Genomic DNA, 17427 nt, shown 5'->3' with positions numbered 1-17427 from the left:
TGGCGGATTTGACGATCTGCAGGTCGGTCGGCTTCACTTGGAGTCCCTTTCTGATTTATTGCGTTTACGGTCCGAGAGCACGGCGGCGATGCCGCGCGCGAGCAAATAGGCGACCACGGCCGCCCCAACCAAGATCAGGAAATAACGCATCTGGCATTCCCCCCCGGGATAGAAGCCAGCGATTCTAGCGCGACTCCGTCCCCGGAAATCGACATAAAAGTTACGGTTGTTTCGTCTTGTCAGGCGCCGTAACACGCCAATCCCAAGCGGGCCAGGTTGTCCAGGTACTCGAAATACGCCTCGTCCAGTTCATGCAAGCGCGCCTGTTCGTCTTCGGTCATCGCGCCGTAGATGTCGTTCAGCTGCACCACCTCGGGCGATTCCTCGAAGCGGTCGATCAGGCCACGCATGTCCGCCAGGATGGCATGCGTGCGCTCGGCCCCGATCTTCTTCAACGCGCCCAGCGCCAGTTGGCAGGTGGGGTCGCCCCAGTTGCATAGGAACTGCATGAAGCCACCGTTGTTGATGTCGGCTTCCATGCGCCACAACGCCACCAGTTCCTGGTCGCGCGGCGACAGGCTGTCCAACTGCCAGCCAGCCGCCTGCAGCGTGGCCAGCGCGCGCTCGTAGACCGCATCCCACAGCAGGTCGCGCACGTTCAGCATGCCTTCTGCCGACGGCGCCAGCAGCGCCGGCCAGACCACGCCGTGGCCGTCGTCCACCAATTGCCACTGCGCGCGCTCGCCCGGGCTGCCTTTGTCCAGCCGGATGTGGCGGCGAATGGGTTCCTGCAGCGTGCGGCCATTGGCCAGGGTCAGGACGATGTGGGTGTCGGTCAGCGAGAGTTCGCGGATGCGGTAGTCGGACATGCGGTGAATTCCTGGAAGGGGCAACATGGGTGGGCGCGGGGTCGCCCGGCGCGATCGCCGAACCTTTGGCAAAATCGCCGCGTAATCAATGGCTAGTCGTGCGCGGCTATCCGTGCGTTTCCGGAGTTCTACCACATGGTCAACATCGCAGGTCTCGGCAAATTCGCAGACGTGCCGCCTTTCGCCACCGCAGTGCTGGCGAACGACGTCGCGGCGCTCGATGCGTTCCTGGCAGGCGGGGCGGATATCAACGCGGCCATCGTGCTGAGTCCGCACGTGCAGGTCTTGCCGATCGAACTGGCGCTCGTCGCCCAGCGCACCGCGTCGACACGTTGGCTGGTCGAACACGGCGCCCACCTGAACGACACTCGGGCGCCTGCCTTCGTTCTGTCCGCCCGCCACGCTACCCCCGACATGATGCGCTACCTGGTGCAGCATGGCGCCGATATCCATGCCCGCCTGAAAGTCGGCGGCGATGCGTATCACCAGGCGTTGTACGGCAAAAAATTCAACCACCTGCCTGTCATCGACGCCCTGGGGCACACCGTTGCCGTCCATGCGGGCGGGGCCTTCCGCTCTGCGGTCTTCAACCGCCATTACCCGGCGATCACGTTCTTTCTCGCACATGGCGTGGACGTCAATTTCCGCGAGCGGGATCAGGTGTTTCCCGACTGCGCGACGCCCTTGATGGTCGCGGCTCGCAATCGTGACGCGAAGACATGCCGCCTGCTGGTCGAACACGGGGCCGACGTCACGCTGACCAACCGTGACGGTGAACGCCCCTACACGATTGCCATGGAACAGGAGGACGCGGCGCTGGCGGACTATTTCAAATCGCTGGAAACCCCCGAGCTGCACAGCGTGGCCCACAGGCTGCATGCGCTCAAGCCGTACAAGCTCGTTCCGGAACTGCTCGCCTTCCTGCAAGGCACGCAGCGGCGCATCGAATTGCCGGACAGCGACTTCGGCTTCGTGGAATTCTTTTCGCTCACCGACACCATTGCGATGCAGGCCGGGCGCAGGAAGGTGCTGCGCTTGAGCCGCGCGTCGGGAGACTACTCCGACATCCTGCTGGTGTGGAATCCCGCGTCCCAACGCATCGGCTATTGGGATATCGAGCACGAGGAATACGGCGACATCGCCGGGTTCAACGAATTCATGGCCGCGCCCGACCTGCACATGAACCGCGTGCTGGAAGGCGATTAGGGCCCCGTTGTCGTCGACACCGCACGGCGGCTGATCCCGGCGCCGCCAGGCTCATCGTTCCTCGCATCGCGCCGCACACTGTTACGCCTGCGCCCCGCCGCCCTCTGCTACCGTAAAGCGTGGGCCGAACGCCCGCTCGCAGGCCTGGCGCCCCCCGCCCGGTCCTCAGACGGAGACCGACGATGACCCGACCTTCCGAGTCCGCGCCGCTGATCGGCGTGATCCCGCCTTACGTGCTGGACCGCCTGGCGCAGCATGCCGATGCGCGAGTCAGCATGCCGGCAGTCAAGACCCTGATCATCGACCAGCAACAACGCGGCCTGCGCGAAATGGCCGAGCAGCCGCCCCGCGCACGCCTGGCCGCCCCCCGCCCCAATGCCGCCGCCGGCGACCCGCAACGCGCCGTGCACAACGCCGACAACGGCACCACCCTGCCCGGCCGGCTGGTGCGGGCGGAAGGGGCACCCGCCAGCGGCGACGCCGCGGTCGACGAGGCCTATGCGCACCTGGGCGCCACCTACAAACTGTTCTGGAACATCTACCAGCGCGACTCCATCGACGGCAGCGGCCTGCCTTTGGTGGGCAGCGTGCACTACGGCGAAGACTACGACAACGCCTTCTGGAACGGCGCGCAGATGGTGTTCGGCGATGGCGATGGCGAAGTCTTCAACCGCTTCACGATCGCGGTGGACATCATCGGCCACGAACTCACGCACGGCGTCATCGACACCGAAGCGGCGCTGGCCTACCAGGGCCAGTCGGGTGCGCTGAACGAATCGCTGTGCGACGTGTTCGGCGCGCTGGTCAAGCAGTACGCGCTGGGCCAGAGCGCTCGCGAAGCCGACTGGCTGGTGGGCCAGGGCCTGTTCCTGCCCAAGGTACAGGCGCGCGGGCTGCGCTCGATGGCCGAACCCGGCACAGCGTATGACGACCCCGTGCTGGGCAAGGACCCGCAACCCGCCCACATGAGCGCCTATGTCGACACGCCGCGCGATAACGGCGGCGTGCACATCAATTCCGGCATCCCCAATCGCGCCTTCTACCTGGCCGCCACCGCGCTGGACGGTCCGGCCTGGGCAGTGGCCGGCCGCATCTGGTACGACACGCTCTGCGACAAGCGGCTGCGCCACGATGCCGACTTCGCGGCGTTTGCGCGCCTGACCGTCGACATTGCCCGCACCCGCCACGACACGGCGGTCCACAAGGCCGTGGCCAGCGCCTGGGCCGCGGTGGGAGTACAGCCATGATCGACCTGCCCCCGTTGGAATTCGCGCTGCGCGTGAGCTTGACCCGCGAAGGCGGCCTGGCGTACCTGCCCGGCCTGGCGCAGCCGCGCAGCATCGACCTGGCCGCCTGCCCGCCCGGCCTGCGCGAACAGGTCTGCGAAGCGCTGCAAAGCGCCGCGCCGGTGGCGTCGCCGGAATGCGGCGCGCAGGGTGGCGACCAGCGCTACTTCCATGTGGAATTGGTCTTCAGGGATCCGACCGATGGTGCGACTGCCAGCCTGGTGTTCGACGTGCCCGAAACCGAGGCGCCTGACTCCCTGGTGCAGCTCTGGCGCAGCCAGGGCGCCAGACCGTGATGGGGCGGTAGACCCGCCCGCGAACGGGTTGCGGGATCGACCCGGGGCCCGCTCCCGCGTGGCCCCTGGCCACGTCCTCGGCATGTGTCTACCCGCGTGTCGCGACCCTTACCGCGCCTGGGCCTTCGCCGCCGCGCCATGCGGGCGGAACTGGCCGATCTGGATGGCACGACCCGCCAGCAGCCCGCAGCCGGCCATCACCAGGCACAGCGCCGCGCACAGGCCCAACGCCAGGGACCAGCCGCCCAGCCGGTCGTGCAAGGCGCCGACCAGCGCCGGACCGCTCGCCGCGAACAGGTAGCCCACGCACTGCGCCATGCCCGACAGCGCCGCCGCCTGCTGCGCGTGGCTGGCGCGCAGGCCGACGAACATCAGCCCCAGGATGATGCCGCCGCCGGTGCCCAGGCCCAGCAGCACGATCCACAGCACGGCCCAGGCCGGCGCCAGGATCAGGCCGGCCAACGCCACGAAGGACGCGCCCGCCGAGCAGAACGCCGCGGCGCGCTGGTCTTTCATACGGCGCACCACCGGCGCCAGGAACAGCGCCGGCCCCGCCGACATCAGCTGCAGCAGCCCATGCAGCGAGCCCGCCCGTTCGGCCGAATAGCCCGCGTCGCGCAGAATCGCCGGCAGCCAGCTCACGGCCACGTAGAACACGAAGGAATTGATGCCCAGGTACAGCGTCACCTGCCAGGCCAGCGGCGAATGCCACAGCCGCGCGCCATGCGGCGCATGCGCCGTGGTAGCCGCGGGTGGCGTGTGGTTGGCCAGTTGCGGCAGCCACAGCAGCACGCCGGCCAGCGGCACGGCCAGCAGGCACAGCGACGAAAAGCGCCAGTCGCCGCCAGCCAGGCTGGCCAGCGGCACCGCCAGCGCCGACGCGGCGCCGGCTGCGATGCTCATCGTCAGCACATAGGCCGAGGTCAGTCCGGCCACGCGCTGCGGAAAGTCGCGCTTGAGCAGGCTGGGCAACAGCACGTTGCCGATGGCGATGCCGGACCCGATGACGGCCGTGCCGGCGTACAGCGCCCAGGCGGCGCCCTGGCTGCGCAGCACGATGCCGACGCCGATGATGACCAGCGCCGCGAACAGCGTGCGTTCCAGGCCGTAGCGCCGCGCCAGGCTGGCGACGCCGAGCGAGACGATGGCGAATGCCAGCAACGGCAACGCGATCAGCATGCCGGCGGCGGACGACGACAGGCCGATCTGCTCGCGGATCAGGCCGATCAACGGCGCAATGCCGGTGAACGGCGCGCGCAGGGCCATGGCGATGAAAAGAATGCCCACGATCAGCAAGACGGGGCGTTGGGAAGCAAGAGAGGGGGCAGGAGCATTCATGGCGACTAGCTTAAGCAATGGCGCTTCTGCTTAATTTCGAGATAATGACAAAATATCCCTAAATTCTGCCAAGCGCCGCCGCGCCATGTATCCGCCCGACCAGCACAGCCCCTATTTCGACCCCGACACCCCGTCGCAATGGACCTACGCGATGCGGGTGGACGCGGCCCGCAACGAGCACGAATCGCCCACCCATCGTCACCGCATGGGGCAACTGGTGCTGTCGCTGCAAGGCGGGGTCACCAGCTTCGTGCCGCAGGGCCTGTGGATGGTGCCGCCGGGCAGCGCGGTCTGGATTCCGGGCGGCGTGCCGCACAGCAACCGCGTCACCGACAACGGCCGGGTCTGCTTCCTGTTCGTGCCGGCCGATACGCCCGGCCTGCCCGCCCAGTGCTGCACGCTGGCGGTGACGCCGCTGGTGCGCGAAATGGTGGCCTACCTGGCCGACCTGCCCCCCGCCGCCACGGGCGAACCCGCCAATCGTCGCCTGGCCGGCGTGCTGGTCGACCTGCTGGCGCAACTGCCCACCGAACAGCTGCACCTGCCGCTGTCCGACCACCCGCGCCTGAAGGAAATTGCGGCCGCCCTGCGCGCCGATCCGGCCGACCGCAGCACCGTGGCCGAATGGGGCCGCCGCCTGGCCATGAGCGAGCGCACGCTGGCGCGGCTGGTGCAGCAGGAAGTCGGCATGAGCTTTGGCCGCTGGCGCCAGCAGATGCACATCGTGATGGCGCTGCAACGCCTGTCATCGGGCGTGTCGGTGCAGCGCACGGCCGAAGACCTGGGCTATGAATCGGTCAGCGCCTTCATCACCATGTTCCGCAAGGCGCTGGGGCAGACGCCGGCGCGCTATTTCTCGGACAAGGCGGAGGAACGCGGCGCAATGTAGGAAGGGCCGCGCCGCCAGGGAAAGGCCGCGCTACCCACAAGGTCGGCTCAAGGGTTTACTTCGGCCCCGCCACCAGGAACAGCCGCGGGAACGGCAACAGCACGGTGCCGTCCGCCAGTGCGGGATAAGCACGCGAGATCTCGTCCAGGTAGCGCGCCAGGAAGGCCGCCTGCTCGTCCGCATCCAGCCGGTTCAGGTAGGGCCGCAGTGCCGTGCCCTTGAACCATTCCACCACTGCCTGCGCGCCCGCCAGCGGATGCATGTAGGTCGTGCGCCAGACATCCAGCCGGCCGCAATGCGGCTTGAGCAATTCGTAGTACCAGGCGGCGCTGTGGCGCGGCGGATGCTTGACCGTGCCGATCTTGGCGGCCCAGGGGCCGTCGGCGGCCACCTGGCGCGCCAGCCGGTGGGCAGGCTCCTCCAGGTTGTCCGGCGTCTGCACCGCCAGGCTCCCGCCCGGGGCCAGCTTGCTGACCAGGCGGGGGTACAGCGTCGCGTGGTCGGGCACCCATTGCAGCGCGGCGTTGGCCAGGATCACGTCGTACTGCTGCGGCGGATTCCAGGTTTCGATGTCGGCCAGTTCGAACGCGATGCCGGGCAGGCGCTTGCGCGCGGCCTGCACCATGTCGTCGGAACTATCCATGCCGGTCACGGCGGCCTTCGGGTAGCGGCTGGCCAGCACTTCGGTGGAATTGCCCGGGCCGCAACCCAGGTCGACCGCGGTGGCGATGTCTTCATTGGGCAGCGCGGCGACCAGGTCGCGCACCGGGCGCGTGCGTTCATTTTCAAAGGCGGAATACTGTTTGGCGGACCAGGTCATGGCGGCTCCTTCACGTGGGTCTGTGTACGCCCTGCACTCTACGCCGCACGATTCCATATGACAAATATATAGTCGGCACAAAATCAATATCGAATAGATATGTCAAAAGCCCCGGAGCCCGCCAATTGGCAGGCCCCGGGGCGTTGACGCATATTGCGATTACTCGGTCTTCAATTCAGGCTGCGACTGCCCCGAGCGGGTTTTCCACAGCGAGAACAGCACGCCGCCCGCGATCAGACCGAAGGTCACCGACAGCGACACCACCGCGGGAATCTTGCCGATGAAACCCACCAGGAAGATCTTGGTGCCGATGAACACCAGAACCAGCGACAGCGCGTACTTCAGGTAGTGGAAGCGGTGGATCATCGCCGCCAGCGCAAAGTACAGCGCACGCAGGCCCAGAATCGCGAAGATGTTGCTGGTGTACACGATGAACGGGTCGGTGGTGATGGCGAAGATCGCCGGCACCGAATCCACCGCGAACAGCAGGTCCACGAACTCGATCAATACCAGGGCCAGGAACAGCGGCGTGGCCCAACGCACCGGCTTGGACGTCGCCGGATCCGGCTCGCGCACCCAGAAGGCATTGCCGCGCAGCCCGTCCGTCACCCGCATGCGGCGCTTGAGGAACTTCAGGATCGGGTTGGTGGCGATATCCGGCTCTTGATCCGCGATCATCCACATCTTGATGCCCGTGAACACCAGGAAGGCGCCGAACAGATACATCAACCAGCCGAAGTTGCTGACCAGCGCGGCGCCCAGGCCGATCATGATGGCGCGCAGCACGATCACCCCCAGGATGCCCCAGAACAGCACGCGATGCTGGAACTGGCGCGGGATGGCGAAGAAGCTGAAGATCAGCGCGATCACGAAGACGTTATCCAGCGACAGCGACTTCTCGATCAGGAAGCCCGTGTAGTAGGCCATGCCGCTGGTCGGGCCCATCTGCCACCAGACCCAGCCGCCGAACAGCAGGGCTGCCGTGATGTAACCGGCCGACAGCAGCAGGCTTTCCCGCACGCCGATCTCGCGATCGTCCTTGTGCAGAACGCCCAGGTCAAAGGCCAGCAGGGCCGCGACGATGCCCATGAAGAGCAGCCAGCTCCAGGCCGGCGTGCCGACGAAGTCGGTATGTAGAAAAGAGAGCAAGGCTTCCATGATGTTCCCGCTTGTGTTCGAAGGCACCCATGATCCGGATCCTGGCCTACCGGAGAAATCAGCCTGAAAGTGAGTTATGGTTCGAAAAAACCGAAGTGAACTCCGTCATGCTCAATTACCGTCACCTGTATTACTTCTGGATGGTCGCCAAGGAAGGCGGCTTTTCCCGCGCCGCCGAACGCCTGGACATGGCCATCCAGACCATCAGCGCCCAGGTGCGCGAACTGGAAAAGAACCTGGGCCACCAGTTGCTGCGCCCCGCCGGCCGCGGCGTGGCGCTGACCGATGCCGGCCAGGCCGCCTTTGCCCGCGCCGAGGAAATCTTCCAGATCGGCCAGGAACTGCCGCAGGAAGTGCGCGCCGCCGCCACCAAACCGGTCATCCGGCTGTCGGTGGGTCTGTCCGACGGCATTTCCAAGCTGGCCGCCCACGCGCTGCTGGGCCCCGTGCTGGACACCCCCGACCTGCGCCTGACCTGCCACGAAGGCGAGGTCGAGGAACTGCTGGGCGAGCTGGCGCGCCACCACCTGGACCTGGTGCTGGCCGGCCAGGGCGCGCCGGCCAACCCCAACCTGCGGCTGACCAGCGACCGGCTGGTGTCTTCGCCAGTGGACTGGTACGGCCCCATCCGGTGGGTGCGCAAGGCCGACACGCAGGACTTCCCGCACTGTCTGGAACGCCTGCCGGTGCTGCTGCCCACCGGCCATTCGGTGCTGCGCCAGACGCTGGACCGCTGGTTCAACGAACAGGGCCTGCGGCCCAACGTGGTGGGCGAATTCGAAGACAGCGCCCTGATGTCGGTGTTTGCGGCCCGCGGCCTGGGCGTATTTCCGCTCAGCCGCCTGGGCGGCGACGACGTGGGCCTGTTGCGCGGCCTGCGGCCGTTGGCGCGCTGCGACAGCGTGCACGAGGAAATCTACGGCATCCGCAACCGCCGGGGCCAGCACCACCCCCTGGTGCAGCAGATCCTCGCGCACGCCAAGACTTCGGTTTTTTCTTAATGATTGTCACAAAGACGCTGGTTTTTCGGGAAGGCAATCCGCTCTATCGTTGAGCTTCTTTTTTTGAATCCTCGGAGTACCACCGCAATGAAGAAAATCATCTGGCTCGCTTTCGCCGTGCTGGCCGCGCTATGGACCGGGCTGGTGGCGATCACGCTGCAGCTCGCGGACTGGGTGCTGGCCACGATCGCCACCGCGCAGGTGCCTGGCGCCGCGGCGCTGCAATCCACGCCGTGGCAGGCTCCGGCCTGGGCCGCGCCATGGGCCGACGCCGGCCTCATCCAATCGCTGCAGGACAGCCTGGTCTGGCTGGTGGGCGCACTGAACCAGGTCCTGCCGGCCGCCGGCAGCCTGGGCACCTGGATCGCCGTGCTCGGCTGGATCTTCTGGGGCTTCATCATGGCGGCCCTGCTGGTGCTGGCCCTGATCCTGCACTGGCTGGCGGGCAAGCGGGCGCAGGCCGACGGCCCCGGCCGCCAAGTGGTGTAATAAGGCAGGCGACGCGGCATCCCGGCGCGCTGCCTCTCAGGAGCGTATCGTGCCGTCCCGACTTATCCGCACCGCCAGCCTGCCCGCCGCCGTCCTCTTCACCGCGTTCGCGCCGGCCCACGCCAGCACGGGCGCCACGCCCTACGGCGTCGAGGTCTGCACGCTCACCGGCACGTCGGGGCAGTACAGCGTGCGGGTGCGCAACACCGGCACGGCACCGCTGGCCCGCGCCGACGTCACCGGCGTGACACTGGACGCGGGCGGCCAGGCCCAGGGCAACATCAGCGTCAGCCTGACCGCCATCCCGCCCGGCCGATACGAAACCGCCATCCTGGCGCGGCACGGAGAGTCCGCCGCGCTGGTCAGCATCGCCACCTACCAATCCGTCAACGGCGTCGAAACCCGGCAGCAGGAATTGTTTGCCGGCAAGGTCGCGCACGTCTCGCCCGGCTCGGCGCTGCAATACACGCTGGCGCCGCTGGCGGTGCGCGGCTGGACGGTGGCCTATGGCGGCCCCAACACGCCCAAGCTGGACGCGGGCAGCGCCGTGCTGTTGGCCTATCCGGCGCGCAGCGGCAAGAAAATGGATACCCGGCCCGAAGCGGGCCGCGTGCCGACCGACGTCGTGCCGCTGGCGCCCTGCCCCGTGCCGCGCGGCAAATAGGGCCAGTCCCCGGCAAGCAACGGCGCTACGTGCCGTTCAGCAGGTCGCGCTCGTTCAGAAGCGCGTAGACGATCTCGGGTTTGTTGTCGAAGCCGCGGCGGATGGCGGCCGGAATCGACGAACGCGTCTTGCGGCACAGGCCCGGCTGTTCATCGAGCTGGATGGCGATGCCGCGCGAGGTGCGCACTTCGTTGTCGCTGGGCGTGATGCGCACCACGATTCCCAGCTGCGCCTGCATGCGGCCCTGCATGGCGCGCAGGTCTTCCAGGCTATCGATACGCTCCAGCCGCGCCACCAGAATTTTTTCCTGCTCTTTGGTCAGCATGAGAATGCGCGCGTCCGCCGCCGGGTCAGCCAGCAGCCGGTCGCGGTCGCATTCACAGGCGCCCGGAGGACATTCTTGACGGATGGGAAATGGAAGGTTCATGGCACGCATCGCAAGCTATCCGCCGATTCTACTCACGAACGCGGGCGCCCCGCTAAGGCATAATTCGCCGAAACGAAAATCCCGGAGGCGGTGCCTTGAAGACGTTTCTGCTTGCGGCCGTGCTAACCACCGTTGCCGCGGACGCCAACGCGCGTGATGTCCCCTACGCCATCAAGCCGGATCTGCCGGCGGTCGTGACCATCGACGGCAGCGGCACGCAACGCGTCAGCGTGCGCGTGCGCGGCGGCGCCCCGCAGGAACTGGCGCGCCTGGACGACGAGGCCGTCGACCAGATCCAGACCCCGGACATCAACCACGACGGGTACCGCGATCTGGTGATCGGCCAAAGCGGCGGCAGCACCCAGGTCTATGCGCGTCTGTTCCTGTATCGCCCGCAAGACGGCACCTTCCAGGAAATCCGGCATCCGGCGCCCGATGCCAGCCCCTGCCACCAGTTCGTCAACCCCGAATTCGACGCCAAACACGCCGCCTTCTCGGTGGGCTGCCGCTATGGCGCAGACAGCTATGGGTCCGAAGACTACGTGCTGCGCGCCGATGGCACGGCGCGTCCGGTGCGCTGGATGAGCCGCGCGCTGTTCGACCTGGAAGACGAGACGTTCGACGTGAACACCCGTTTCGATGACCAGGGCGCGGTGGCGCACATCCAGATCGATGGCGATGGCTCGCCCCTGGATGGCGACAGCCGCGTGCCGGTCAGCCGGCTGGACCTGTACGACGAACCCCACGTCAAGGCGCCGGCCACGCAGACCGCCCAGGCCGGCGAACCGCTGAACGTGGTGGCGCTGCGGCCGCAGTGGCTGCAAGTGCGCTATCCGGCAGACCGGGCGGACGCGCCCCTGAAGTGGGTGCGCTACGCGGACCTGAAGATCGACAAGCATGCCTACGTGCCGCAGCAGCGCATGCCCACGCGCGGGTTGCAGCTGTCGGTGCGCGGCCACCTGGGCACGCAGCGGTACGAAGCCGGCGGCCGCTTCACGCTGTATGTGACGAACCTCGATCCGAGCCCGGCGACGCTGGCCTCGCCGCGCATCTGGCTGCTGTTCACCGATGCACAAGGGCGCCGCACCTTGCAGCCCTTGTACTCACGCCCCGCGGTCACGCTGGGACCGCCTGCGCCGCCGCCCGCCCCGGCGGTTGACCCATACGCATCCCAGGCCGAAGACCGCCCCGCACCGCCGCCCGTGGCCGCGCCGCGCCACGTCGCGGACTGGGCCGACGACCCCGTCGTCTGGCGCGCCGGCGAAGACGGCAAGCCCCAATACCAGGTCAGCGCAGGCAACGGCCAGTATGTGCCGTTCTTTCCCGACCTGGCGCCGGGCCGCTACCGCCTGGCCGTCGTGCTGACCGACCCGGGCCTTCCGGAACCGGTCTATTCGAACGAGATCGAAGTCGACTACCCGTTCCCCAAACGCCCGTCGTGATGGGCCGACCATGAACCGCAACGAGAAGACGGGTGTGATGCGATGGCTGTGGCGCGCCCTGGCCGCCGGGGTGGCTGTCGTGCTGATCGCAGCAGGCGCCGTGATCGCCACCGGCCTGCTGGCCGGCGCCCCTGCCGCCGACGTCGCCGTCGTGCTGGGCAATACCGTGGGCGCCGACGGCAAGCCTTCGCCGCGCCTGGCGGCCCGGCTGGACCGCGCCTACGACTGCGTGGCCGCCGAGCGCTGCAAGATCGTTTTCGTGAGCGGCGGCGTCGACCCGGACGGCCACGACGAAGCCGTCGTGATGCGCGACTACCTGCTTGCGCGCGGCGTGCCCGCCGCCCGCATCGTGGTCGACAGCCTGGGCAACGACAGCTGGGCCACGGCCCGCCACGCCAGCGCCTATATGCGCGGACACGGCTACACCAGCGCCACGGCCGTCACGCAGTATTTCCATGTGCCGCGCACCATGCTGGCGCTCAAGCGCCACGGCGTGGCGCAGGTGGGCGGCGCCTCGCCTCGGTTCTTCGAAACCCGCGACCTGTATTCCATCCTGCGCGAGTTGCCGGCCTTGGCCTGGTACGCCGTCCGGCCGCTATAGTTTCGCTTTCCCCTTCCCCTTCCCCCTTTCCTGCGCAGGCGACCCCGTGCATATCTTCCACAACCCCGTCCACAGCAAACACGATGGCCGCCAGGAAATGTTCCGCGGCAAGCTGGTGCCCTGCCACGAAACGCCGGCACGGCTGGAATACGTGCTGGACGCCCTGCGCCAGCGCGGCATCGGCGCATTGCAGGCCCCGTCGGCGGCTGACATGGACCTGGTCCGGCGCGTGCACAGCCCGCGCTACGTCGACTTCCTGCAAAGCGCCTGGGCCGACTGGATCGCGCTGGACCCCGCCAACGCCGACCTGGACATCCTGCCGTCGGTCTGGCCGGTGCGCGGCTTTCGCCACGACATCTCGCCCACCAATTTCGCCGCCCGCGTCGGCCTGTTCTCGTTCGACAGCGGCAGCCCGCTCACCGCCGGCACCTGGGAAGCCGCCACGGCGGGCGCGGCCTGCGCCATCGATGCCGCGCGGGCCGTCTCGGCCACCAGCGGCCCGCGCGCCGCCATGGCCTTGACGCGCCCGCCCGGCCACCATGCCGGCGCGGATTTCTTCGGCGGCTATTGCTTCCTGAACAACGCGGCCCTGGCCGCGCAGGCGCTGCGCGACGCGGGCGCCGCGCGTGTCGCGGTGCTGGACGTCGACTATCACCACGGCAACGGCACGCAGAGCATCTTCTACGAGCGCGGCGACGTGCTGACGGTCTCGGTGCATGGCGACCCCACCACCGAATATCCGTTCTTCCTGGGCTATGCCGACGAAGCCGGCCACGGCAACGGCGCAGGCTGCAACCTGAACCTGCCGCTGGCCGCTGGTACAGACTTCACCACCTGGACGCAGGCGCTGGACACCGGCATCGACGCCATCCGCCGCTTCAAGGCCGACGCCGTCGTCATCGCCCTGGGGGTGGACACCTACGAAGGCGATCCGATCTCCAAGTTCAAGCTGCAAAGCGCAGACTACTTCCAGGTGGGCGCACGACTGGCGCAGCTGGGCCTGCCGGCAGTGTTCACGATGGAAGGCGGCTACGCGGTGGCCGAGGTCGGCATCAACGTCGCCAACGTGCTGGAAAGCTACGCGGGCTGAATCCCCGCGCGCATTCGCTGCCACAGCGCGTCCACCGCGGGGCGCGCGTCGCTGCGGTCCCTGAACGCCAGGATCGCCACCTCGATATCCCAGGCGCGGTTGGCCAGCGGTTGCAGATCGGCCGCCGCCAGCCGCTGCAGCGCGCTGTCGGCCAGCCAGGCCACGCCCAGGCCCTGCGCGGCCATGTCGCCCAGCACATCCGACATCTCGGCTTCGAACAGCCGCACGCCGTGCAGCGGCTCGGCTGCGTTTTCAATCGCGGCGTCGATCAACCGTGCGAAATAGACGCTGGGCGAATACATCAACAACGGCACCGGGCGGGCAATGCTGCCCGGCAAATCCAGGCCGTCGCGCGCGATCAAGGCCGGCGACGCGTAGGGCCGGATCAGCTCGGTGCCCAGCATCAGGCTTTCGTAGCGCGCCAGGTCCAGCGGCAGGGGTTGCGCCACCTGATGAAAGCAGATCAGCAGGTCCGCCGTGCCCGACGTGAAGGCCGACACGGTGTCGTGCACATTGCCCGTCTGCAGGCTGCAACTGAGCTGCTGCCCTGCGCTCCAGTCGCGCCACCACGCCGACAGGTGCGTGGTCGCCAAGGCATATGACGTGGCCAGGCGCAACTGGTTGCGGGCCGGCACGGTGGCGATGCCGGCCCGCGCCTCGACCAGTTGATTGACCAGTTCGATCGCCGCGACGCGAAAGCGCTCGCCGGCCTCGGTCAGCTGGGTAGGAAATGCGGAACGATCGATCAGGCGCGCGCCGGCCCAGTTTTCCAGGCTCTGGATGCGGCGGCTGAATGCGGCCTGCGACAGATTGCGGGCCTCGGCCGCGCGCGTGAAATTGCGCAGCTCCGACAAGGTGATGAAGTCCTGCAGCCATCGGGTATCCATACTGATCCTTGCGCGATTCACATGGCCCATGCGCGCCATGCATGCCGGCGCATGCGTACTTCGCATTGGACGCCCGCGCCGCGCCGCCAGACACTGCGCCCGACGGTTCCGCATTGGAACCTGCCCACCGCCGGAGTGTAAACATGGACCAAACCCTGCGTGCCGCCGCTCGCGAATACCTCATCCGCTACGGCGGCGACACCTTTCCCAACCTGTTCAAGTCGGCCAAGGGCACGATCGTGCGCGACGACACGGGCCGTGAAATCCTGGATTTCACGTCCGGCCAGATGTGCGCCACCATCGGCCACAACCACCCCGCCATCGTGGAAGCCGTGCACCGCGCGGGCGAAACCGCGTTCCATTTCTTCAGCGGCATGATCCCCGAGGCCGTGGCGCAACTGGCTGCGACGGTGGCGCGCGACTGGATGCCGACCGGCATGACCAAGTCGATTTTCGTGAACACCGGCTCGGAAAGCAACGAGATCGCGCTGCGCATGGCCAAGATGTACAAGAGCGGCTTCGAGATCCTGGCCATCGGCGGGTCGTGGCATGGCGTGACCAGCGGCGCCGGCTCGGTGTCGTATGCCAGCGACCGCAAGGGCTATGGCGTGCCGCCGCCCGGTGTGTTCGTCATGCCCGAGCCCAATGCCTACCGGCCTTACATCGCCGGCCTGGACGGCGAGCAATCCGCCCTGGCCTGCCTGGAAATCGGCCTGAAGATGTTCGACATGGCGTCAGCCGGCCGGCCCGCCGCCATCATCGTCGAACCGGTGATCAGCGCCGGTGGCGTGCTGGTGCCGCCCAAGTCGTACATGCAGGCCTTGCGCCGCGCCGCCGACGAACGCGGCATGCTGCTGATCTTCGACGAAGCCCAGACCGCCTTCGGCCGCATCGGCTGCCGCACGGGCGCCGATCACTTCGACGTCACGCCCGACATCATCAGCGTGTCCAAGACCCTGGGCGGCGGCCTGCCGCTGGCCGCCACCATCACCACCCCGGCCATCGAGCAGGACGTGCACGAAAAGGGCTTCACCTTCTACACCAGCCACGTGTCGGACCCGCTGCCGGCCACCGTCGGCCTGGCCGTGCTGGAGACCCTGCAGCGCGAACGCCTGATCGAACGCGCCCGCAAGCAAGGCGACTACCTGCGCCGCGGCCTGCTGGAACTGCAGCAACGCCACGAAGCCATCGGCGACGTGCGCGGCCTGGGCCTGCTGCTGGGCGTGGAACTGGTGCGCGACCGCGGCACCCGCGAGCCCTACCACGAGCTGGGGGCCTTGACGACGCAGCGCTGCTTTGAACTGGGCCTGTCGATGAACATCCGCCGCCGCCCCGAACGCGGCTCGGTGTGGCGCATCGCCCCGCCCCTGACCGTAAGCAACGAGGAAATCGACCGCGCCATCGCGATCCTGGACCAGGCGCTGACCGAAAGCCTGGATGCGATGGCCAAACCCCGCGCACTGACCGCGTAAACCGCCTTTGCAAGCACCGGGCCAGGCCCGACAGGAGAATGCAATGCCGATGTTCCAACCTGTGTTCCGAACGACGGCCGGCGCCCTGGCGCTGGCCGTGACCTGCCTGGCCCACGCCGGCCCCACCCTGGACAATGTCAAGAAGCGCGGCTACGTGCAATGCGGCGTGTCCACCGGCATCCAGGGTTTTTCCGCCCCCGACAGCAAGGGCGATTGGCAAGGCCTGGACGTCGATCTGTGCCGCGCCATCGCCGCCACCGTTTTCAACGACGCCAGCAAGTTCCGCCTGTCGCCGCTGACCACCCAGGCCCGCTTCACCGCCCTGCAATCCGGTGAAGTGGACGTCCTGACCCGCAACGTCACGCCAACGCTGGCCCGCGACACCACGCTGGGCCTGCTCAGCGTGGCGGTGAATTACTACGACAGCCAGGGCGTGATGGTGGCCGCCAAGCTTGGCGTCAAGACGCTGAAGGAACTGGACGGGGCCACGATCTGCGTGCAGCCCGGCACGGTGACCGAACTGGCCCTGGCCGACTGGTTCCGCGGCAAAAACCTGCACTTCAAGCCCGTGGTGATCGACAAGTACGACGAAATCGTGCGGGCCTTTTCCGCCGGCCGCTGCGATGCGTTCACGTCCGACAAATCGCAGTTGGCCGCCTCGCGCACCACGCTCGAGCATCCCGACAGCTATGTGATCCTGGACGAGAACATCACCAAGAGCCCGCTCGGCCCCATGGTGCGCCAGGGCGACGAGAGCTGGCTGAACGTGGTCCGCTGGACCTTCTATGCCTCGCTGGAAGCGGAAGAATTCGGCCTGACCTCGGCCAATGTGGACAGCCAATTGAAAAGCGCCAATCCCAACGTACAGCGCATCCTGGGGGTCACGCCCGGCATGGGCCGCAACCTGGGGGTGGACGACAAGTGGGCGTATACGCTGATCAAGCAGGTGGGCAATTACGGCGAAAGCTACGAGCGCAACCTGGGCATGGCCAGCGCCATGAAATTGCCGCGCGCGCTCAATGCGCAGTGGCATGAAGGCGGGTTGATGTATGGGTGGCCCGTGCGTTGATGATTGCGGGCAGGCGTCGCGTTCGCGGCGCCCCGCGATATCACGCGGCCTTCGGCCCGCGCCGCCACCACAAGGCCTCGAACAGCCATAACAACGGCCAGGCCAGCAACAGCACCGCCAGCAGCGTCGGCATCCAGGCAACGGCAGTGCGCCCGCCTTGCAGCAGGACCGGGCTGTAGAGCAGGAAGGCGGAAACGAACCCCCGCGACCAGATATCGCGAAAACCCGGCCCGCGGCCCAGCGCCGCCGCCAGCATGCACACGATCACGAACAGCACATCGCCCGCGCCGACATACCAGGCGGGCAACACCCGCGCATCCAGGGGACGATAGAAGGCGATCGCGGCCAGCACCGCGCCCAGCACCAGGGCGCGCACCAGCCGCAAAGCGGAAGGCGGGGTCTGGCCGCGCGATGCCGTCATGC

At 67.6% G+C, this 17427-nt stretch carries 19 protein-coding genes; 12 read left to right on the top strand and 7 right to left on the bottom strand.

What is annotated here, in order from left to right; translation table 11 throughout:
* Positions 1–239: 239 nt before the first annotated feature.
* Positions 240–869 carry a DUF4375 domain-containing protein gene (locus U858_RS0121535; protein WP_025139233.1) on the bottom strand — a complete coding sequence of 210 codons (630 nt, stop codon included), beginning with the start codon at positions 867–869 and terminating at the stop codon, positions 240–242.
* A 135-nt stretch (positions 870–1004) separates the two neighbouring features.
* Here U858_RS0121535 and U858_RS0121530 point away from each other — a divergent pair, with 135 nt between their 5' ends.
* The 3 genes from U858_RS0121530 to U858_RS0121520 all read left to right on the top strand — a co-directional run bounded on the left by U858_RS0121530 (position 1005) and on the right by U858_RS0121520 (position 3657).
* The gene (locus tag U858_RS0121530; protein ID WP_025139232.1) at positions 1005–2075 is read left to right on the top strand and encodes an ankyrin repeat domain-containing protein; all 1071 of its coding nucleotides are present in this window, start codon (positions 1005–1007) and stop codon (positions 2073–2075) included.
* Positions 2076–2257: 182 nt separating this feature from the next.
* A complete protein-coding gene (locus U858_RS0121525; protein ID WP_025139231.1) occupies positions 2258–3322 on the top strand; it encodes a M4 family metallopeptidase in 1065 nt (354 codons plus the stop codon).
* A complete protein-coding gene (locus U858_RS0121520; protein WP_025139230.1) occupies positions 3319–3657 on the top strand; it encodes a protealysin inhibitor emfourin in 339 nt (112 codons plus the stop codon). The genes U858_RS0121525 and U858_RS0121520 overlap by 4 nt, the downstream gene beginning before the upstream one ends.
* Positions 3658–3765: 108 nt before the next feature.
* Here U858_RS0121520 and U858_RS0121515 read toward each other — a convergent pair whose 3' ends face one another.
* Complete coding sequence (locus U858_RS0121515; protein ID WP_025139229.1) at positions 3766–4995, bottom strand: MFS transporter; 1230 nt, start codon at positions 4993–4995, stop codon at positions 3766–3768.
* 85 nt (positions 4996–5080) lie between these two features.
* Here U858_RS0121515 and U858_RS0121510 point away from each other — a divergent pair, with 85 nt between their 5' ends.
* Positions 5081–5884, top strand: a complete 804-nt coding sequence (locus U858_RS0121510) for a helix-turn-helix domain-containing protein (protein ID WP_025139228.1) — start codon at positions 5081–5083, stop codon at positions 5882–5884.
* Between the two features lie 55 nt (positions 5885–5939).
* On the opposite strand, the gene tam is transcribed toward U858_RS0121510, so the two are convergent.
* Positions 5940–6704: a trans-aconitate 2-methyltransferase gene (gene tam, locus U858_RS0121505; RefSeq protein ID WP_025139227.1), complete on the bottom strand. Its 765-nt coding sequence runs from the start codon at positions 6702–6704 to the stop codon at positions 5940–5942.
* A gap of 159 nt (positions 6705–6863) precedes the next feature.
* Positions 6864–7862 carry a TerC family protein gene (locus U858_RS0121500; RefSeq protein ID WP_025139226.1) on the bottom strand — a complete coding sequence of 333 codons (999 nt, stop codon included), beginning with the start codon at positions 7860–7862 and terminating at the stop codon, positions 6864–6866.
* 107 nt (positions 7863–7969) lie between these two features.
* Between U858_RS0121500 and U858_RS0121495 the strand changes: the two genes are divergently transcribed.
* The 3 genes from U858_RS0121495 to U858_RS0121485 all read left to right on the top strand — a co-directional run bounded on the left by U858_RS0121495 (position 7970) and on the right by U858_RS0121485 (position 10016).
* Positions 7970–8863, top strand: coding sequence for a LysR family transcriptional regulator (locus tag U858_RS0121495; protein ID WP_025139225.1), 894 nt, complete (start codon positions 7970–7972; stop codon positions 8861–8863).
* 87 nt (positions 8864–8950) lie between these two features.
* Entirely contained in the window at positions 8951–9352 is a 402-nt protein-coding gene (locus U858_RS0121490) for a hypothetical protein (protein WP_025139224.1), read from the top strand.
* A gap of 49 nt (positions 9353–9401) precedes the next feature.
* A complete protein-coding gene (locus U858_RS0121485) occupies positions 9402–10016 on the top strand; it encodes a hypothetical protein (protein ID WP_025139223.1) in 615 nt (204 codons plus the stop codon).
* A 25-nt stretch (positions 10017–10041) separates the two neighbouring features.
* Here the strand turns inward: U858_RS0121485 and U858_RS0121480 are convergent, their stop codons facing one another.
* On the bottom strand, positions 10042–10443 hold the full coding sequence (locus tag U858_RS0121480; RefSeq protein ID WP_025139222.1) for a hypothetical protein: 402 nt from the start codon (positions 10441–10443) through the stop codon (positions 10042–10044).
* Between the two features lie 95 nt (positions 10444–10538).
* Here U858_RS0121480 and U858_RS0121475 point away from each other — a divergent pair, with 95 nt between their 5' ends.
* The 3 genes from U858_RS0121475 to U858_RS0121465 are packed head-to-tail and all read left to right on the top strand — an operon-like array spanning position 10539 to position 13576.
* On the top strand, positions 10539–11885 hold the full coding sequence (locus U858_RS0121475) for a hypothetical protein (RefSeq protein WP_025139221.1): 1347 nt from the start codon (positions 10539–10541) through the stop codon (positions 11883–11885).
* Positions 11886–11895: 10 nt separating this feature from the next.
* Positions 11896–12486 carry a vancomycin high temperature exclusion protein gene (locus U858_RS0121470; protein WP_025139220.1) on the top strand — a complete coding sequence of 197 codons (591 nt, stop codon included), beginning with the start codon at positions 11896–11898 and terminating at the stop codon, positions 12484–12486.
* A 46-nt stretch (positions 12487–12532) separates the two neighbouring features.
* Positions 12533–13576: a histone deacetylase family protein gene (locus U858_RS0121465; RefSeq protein ID WP_025139219.1), complete on the top strand. Its 1044-nt coding sequence runs from the start codon at positions 12533–12535 to the stop codon at positions 13574–13576.
* Here U858_RS0121465 and U858_RS0121460 read toward each other — a convergent pair.
* Positions 13564–14463 carry a LysR family transcriptional regulator gene (locus tag U858_RS0121460; protein ID WP_025139218.1) on the bottom strand — a complete coding sequence of 300 codons (900 nt, stop codon included), beginning with the start codon at positions 14461–14463 and terminating at the stop codon, positions 13564–13566. The genes U858_RS0121465 and U858_RS0121460 overlap by 13 nt on opposite strands.
* A 143-nt stretch (positions 14464–14606) precedes the next feature.
* Here U858_RS0121460 and U858_RS0121455 point away from each other — a divergent pair, with 143 nt between their 5' ends.
* Both U858_RS0121455 and U858_RS0121450 read left to right on the top strand, forming a co-directional pair.
* Positions 14607–15935 (top strand): aspartate aminotransferase family protein, encoded by a 1329-nt coding sequence (locus U858_RS0121455; protein ID WP_025139217.1) that lies wholly within the window; start codon positions 14607–14609, stop codon positions 15933–15935.
* Between the two features lie 49 nt (positions 15936–15984).
* Positions 15985–17004, top strand: coding sequence for an amino acid ABC transporter substrate-binding protein (locus U858_RS0121450; protein WP_025139216.1), 1020 nt, complete (start codon positions 15985–15987; stop codon positions 17002–17004).
* Positions 17005–17044: 40 nt separating this feature from the next.
* Here U858_RS0121450 and U858_RS0121445 read toward each other — a convergent pair whose 3' ends face one another.
* Complete coding sequence (locus U858_RS0121445; protein WP_025139215.1) at positions 17045–17425, bottom strand: hypothetical protein; 381 nt, start codon at positions 17423–17425, stop codon at positions 17045–17047.
* Positions 17426–17427: the final 2 nt, after the last annotated feature.

The sequence above is a fragment of the Achromobacter sp. DH1f genome, from assembly GCF_000633435.1.
GTDB classification, from domain to species: domain Bacteria; phylum Pseudomonadota; class Gammaproteobacteria; order Burkholderiales; family Burkholderiaceae_B; genus Achromobacter; species Achromobacter deleyi.
The sequence above is the reverse complement of the archived record's forward strand: the minus strand, read 5'-3'. Positions and strand labels throughout refer to the sequence as shown.

Excerpts from the sequence above, each read along its gene's own strand:
- U858_RS0121460 (WP_025139218.1), bottom strand. The coding sequence starts at position 14,463 with ATGGATACCCGATGGCTGCAGGACTTCATCACCTTGTCGGAGCTGCGC.
- U858_RS0121525 (WP_025139231.1), top strand. The coding sequence starts at position 2,258 with ATGACCCGACCTTCCGAGTCCGCGCCGCTGATCGGCGTGATCCCGCCT.
- U858_RS0121510 (WP_025139228.1), top strand. The coding sequence starts at position 5,081 with ATGTATCCGCCCGACCAGCACAGCCCCTATTTCGACCCCGACACCCCG.
- U858_RS0121480 (WP_025139222.1), bottom strand. The coding sequence starts at position 10,443 with ATGAACCTTCCATTTCCCATCCGTCAAGAATGTCCTCCGGGCGCCTGT.
- U858_RS0121450 (WP_025139216.1), top strand. The coding sequence starts at position 15,985 with ATGTTCCAACCTGTGTTCCGAACGACGGCCGGCGCCCTGGCGCTGGCC.
- U858_RS0121445 (WP_025139215.1), bottom strand. The coding sequence starts at position 17,425 with ATGACGGCATCGCGCGGCCAGACCCCGCCTTCCGCTTTGCGGCTGGTG.
- U858_RS0121535 (WP_025139233.1), bottom strand. The coding sequence starts at position 869 with ATGTCCGACTACCGCATCCGCGAACTCTCGCTGACCGACACCCACATC.
- U858_RS0121455 (WP_025139217.1), top strand. The coding sequence starts at position 14,607 with ATGGACCAAACCCTGCGTGCCGCCGCTCGCGAATACCTCATCCGCTAC.
- U858_RS0121515 (WP_025139229.1), bottom strand. The coding sequence starts at position 4,995 with ATGAATGCTCCTGCCCCCTCTCTTGCTTCCCAACGCCCCGTCTTGCTG.
- U858_RS0121530 (WP_025139232.1), top strand. The coding sequence starts at position 1,005 with ATGGTCAACATCGCAGGTCTCGGCAAATTCGCAGACGTGCCGCCTTTC.
- U858_RS0121470 (WP_025139220.1), top strand. The coding sequence starts at position 11,896 with ATGAACCGCAACGAGAAGACGGGTGTGATGCGATGGCTGTGGCGCGCC.
- U858_RS0121500 (WP_025139226.1), bottom strand. The coding sequence starts at position 7,862 with ATGGAAGCCTTGCTCTCTTTTCTACATACCGACTTCGTCGGCACGCCG.
- tam (WP_025139227.1), bottom strand. The coding sequence starts at position 6,704 with ATGACCTGGTCCGCCAAACAGTATTCCGCCTTTGAAAATGAACGCACG.
- U858_RS0121520 (WP_025139230.1), top strand. The coding sequence starts at position 3,319 with ATGATCGACCTGCCCCCGTTGGAATTCGCGCTGCGCGTGAGCTTGACC.
- U858_RS0121495 (WP_025139225.1), top strand. The coding sequence starts at position 7,970 with ATGCTCAATTACCGTCACCTGTATTACTTCTGGATGGTCGCCAAGGAA.
- U858_RS0121490 (WP_025139224.1), top strand. The coding sequence starts at position 8,951 with ATGAAGAAAATCATCTGGCTCGCTTTCGCCGTGCTGGCCGCGCTATGG.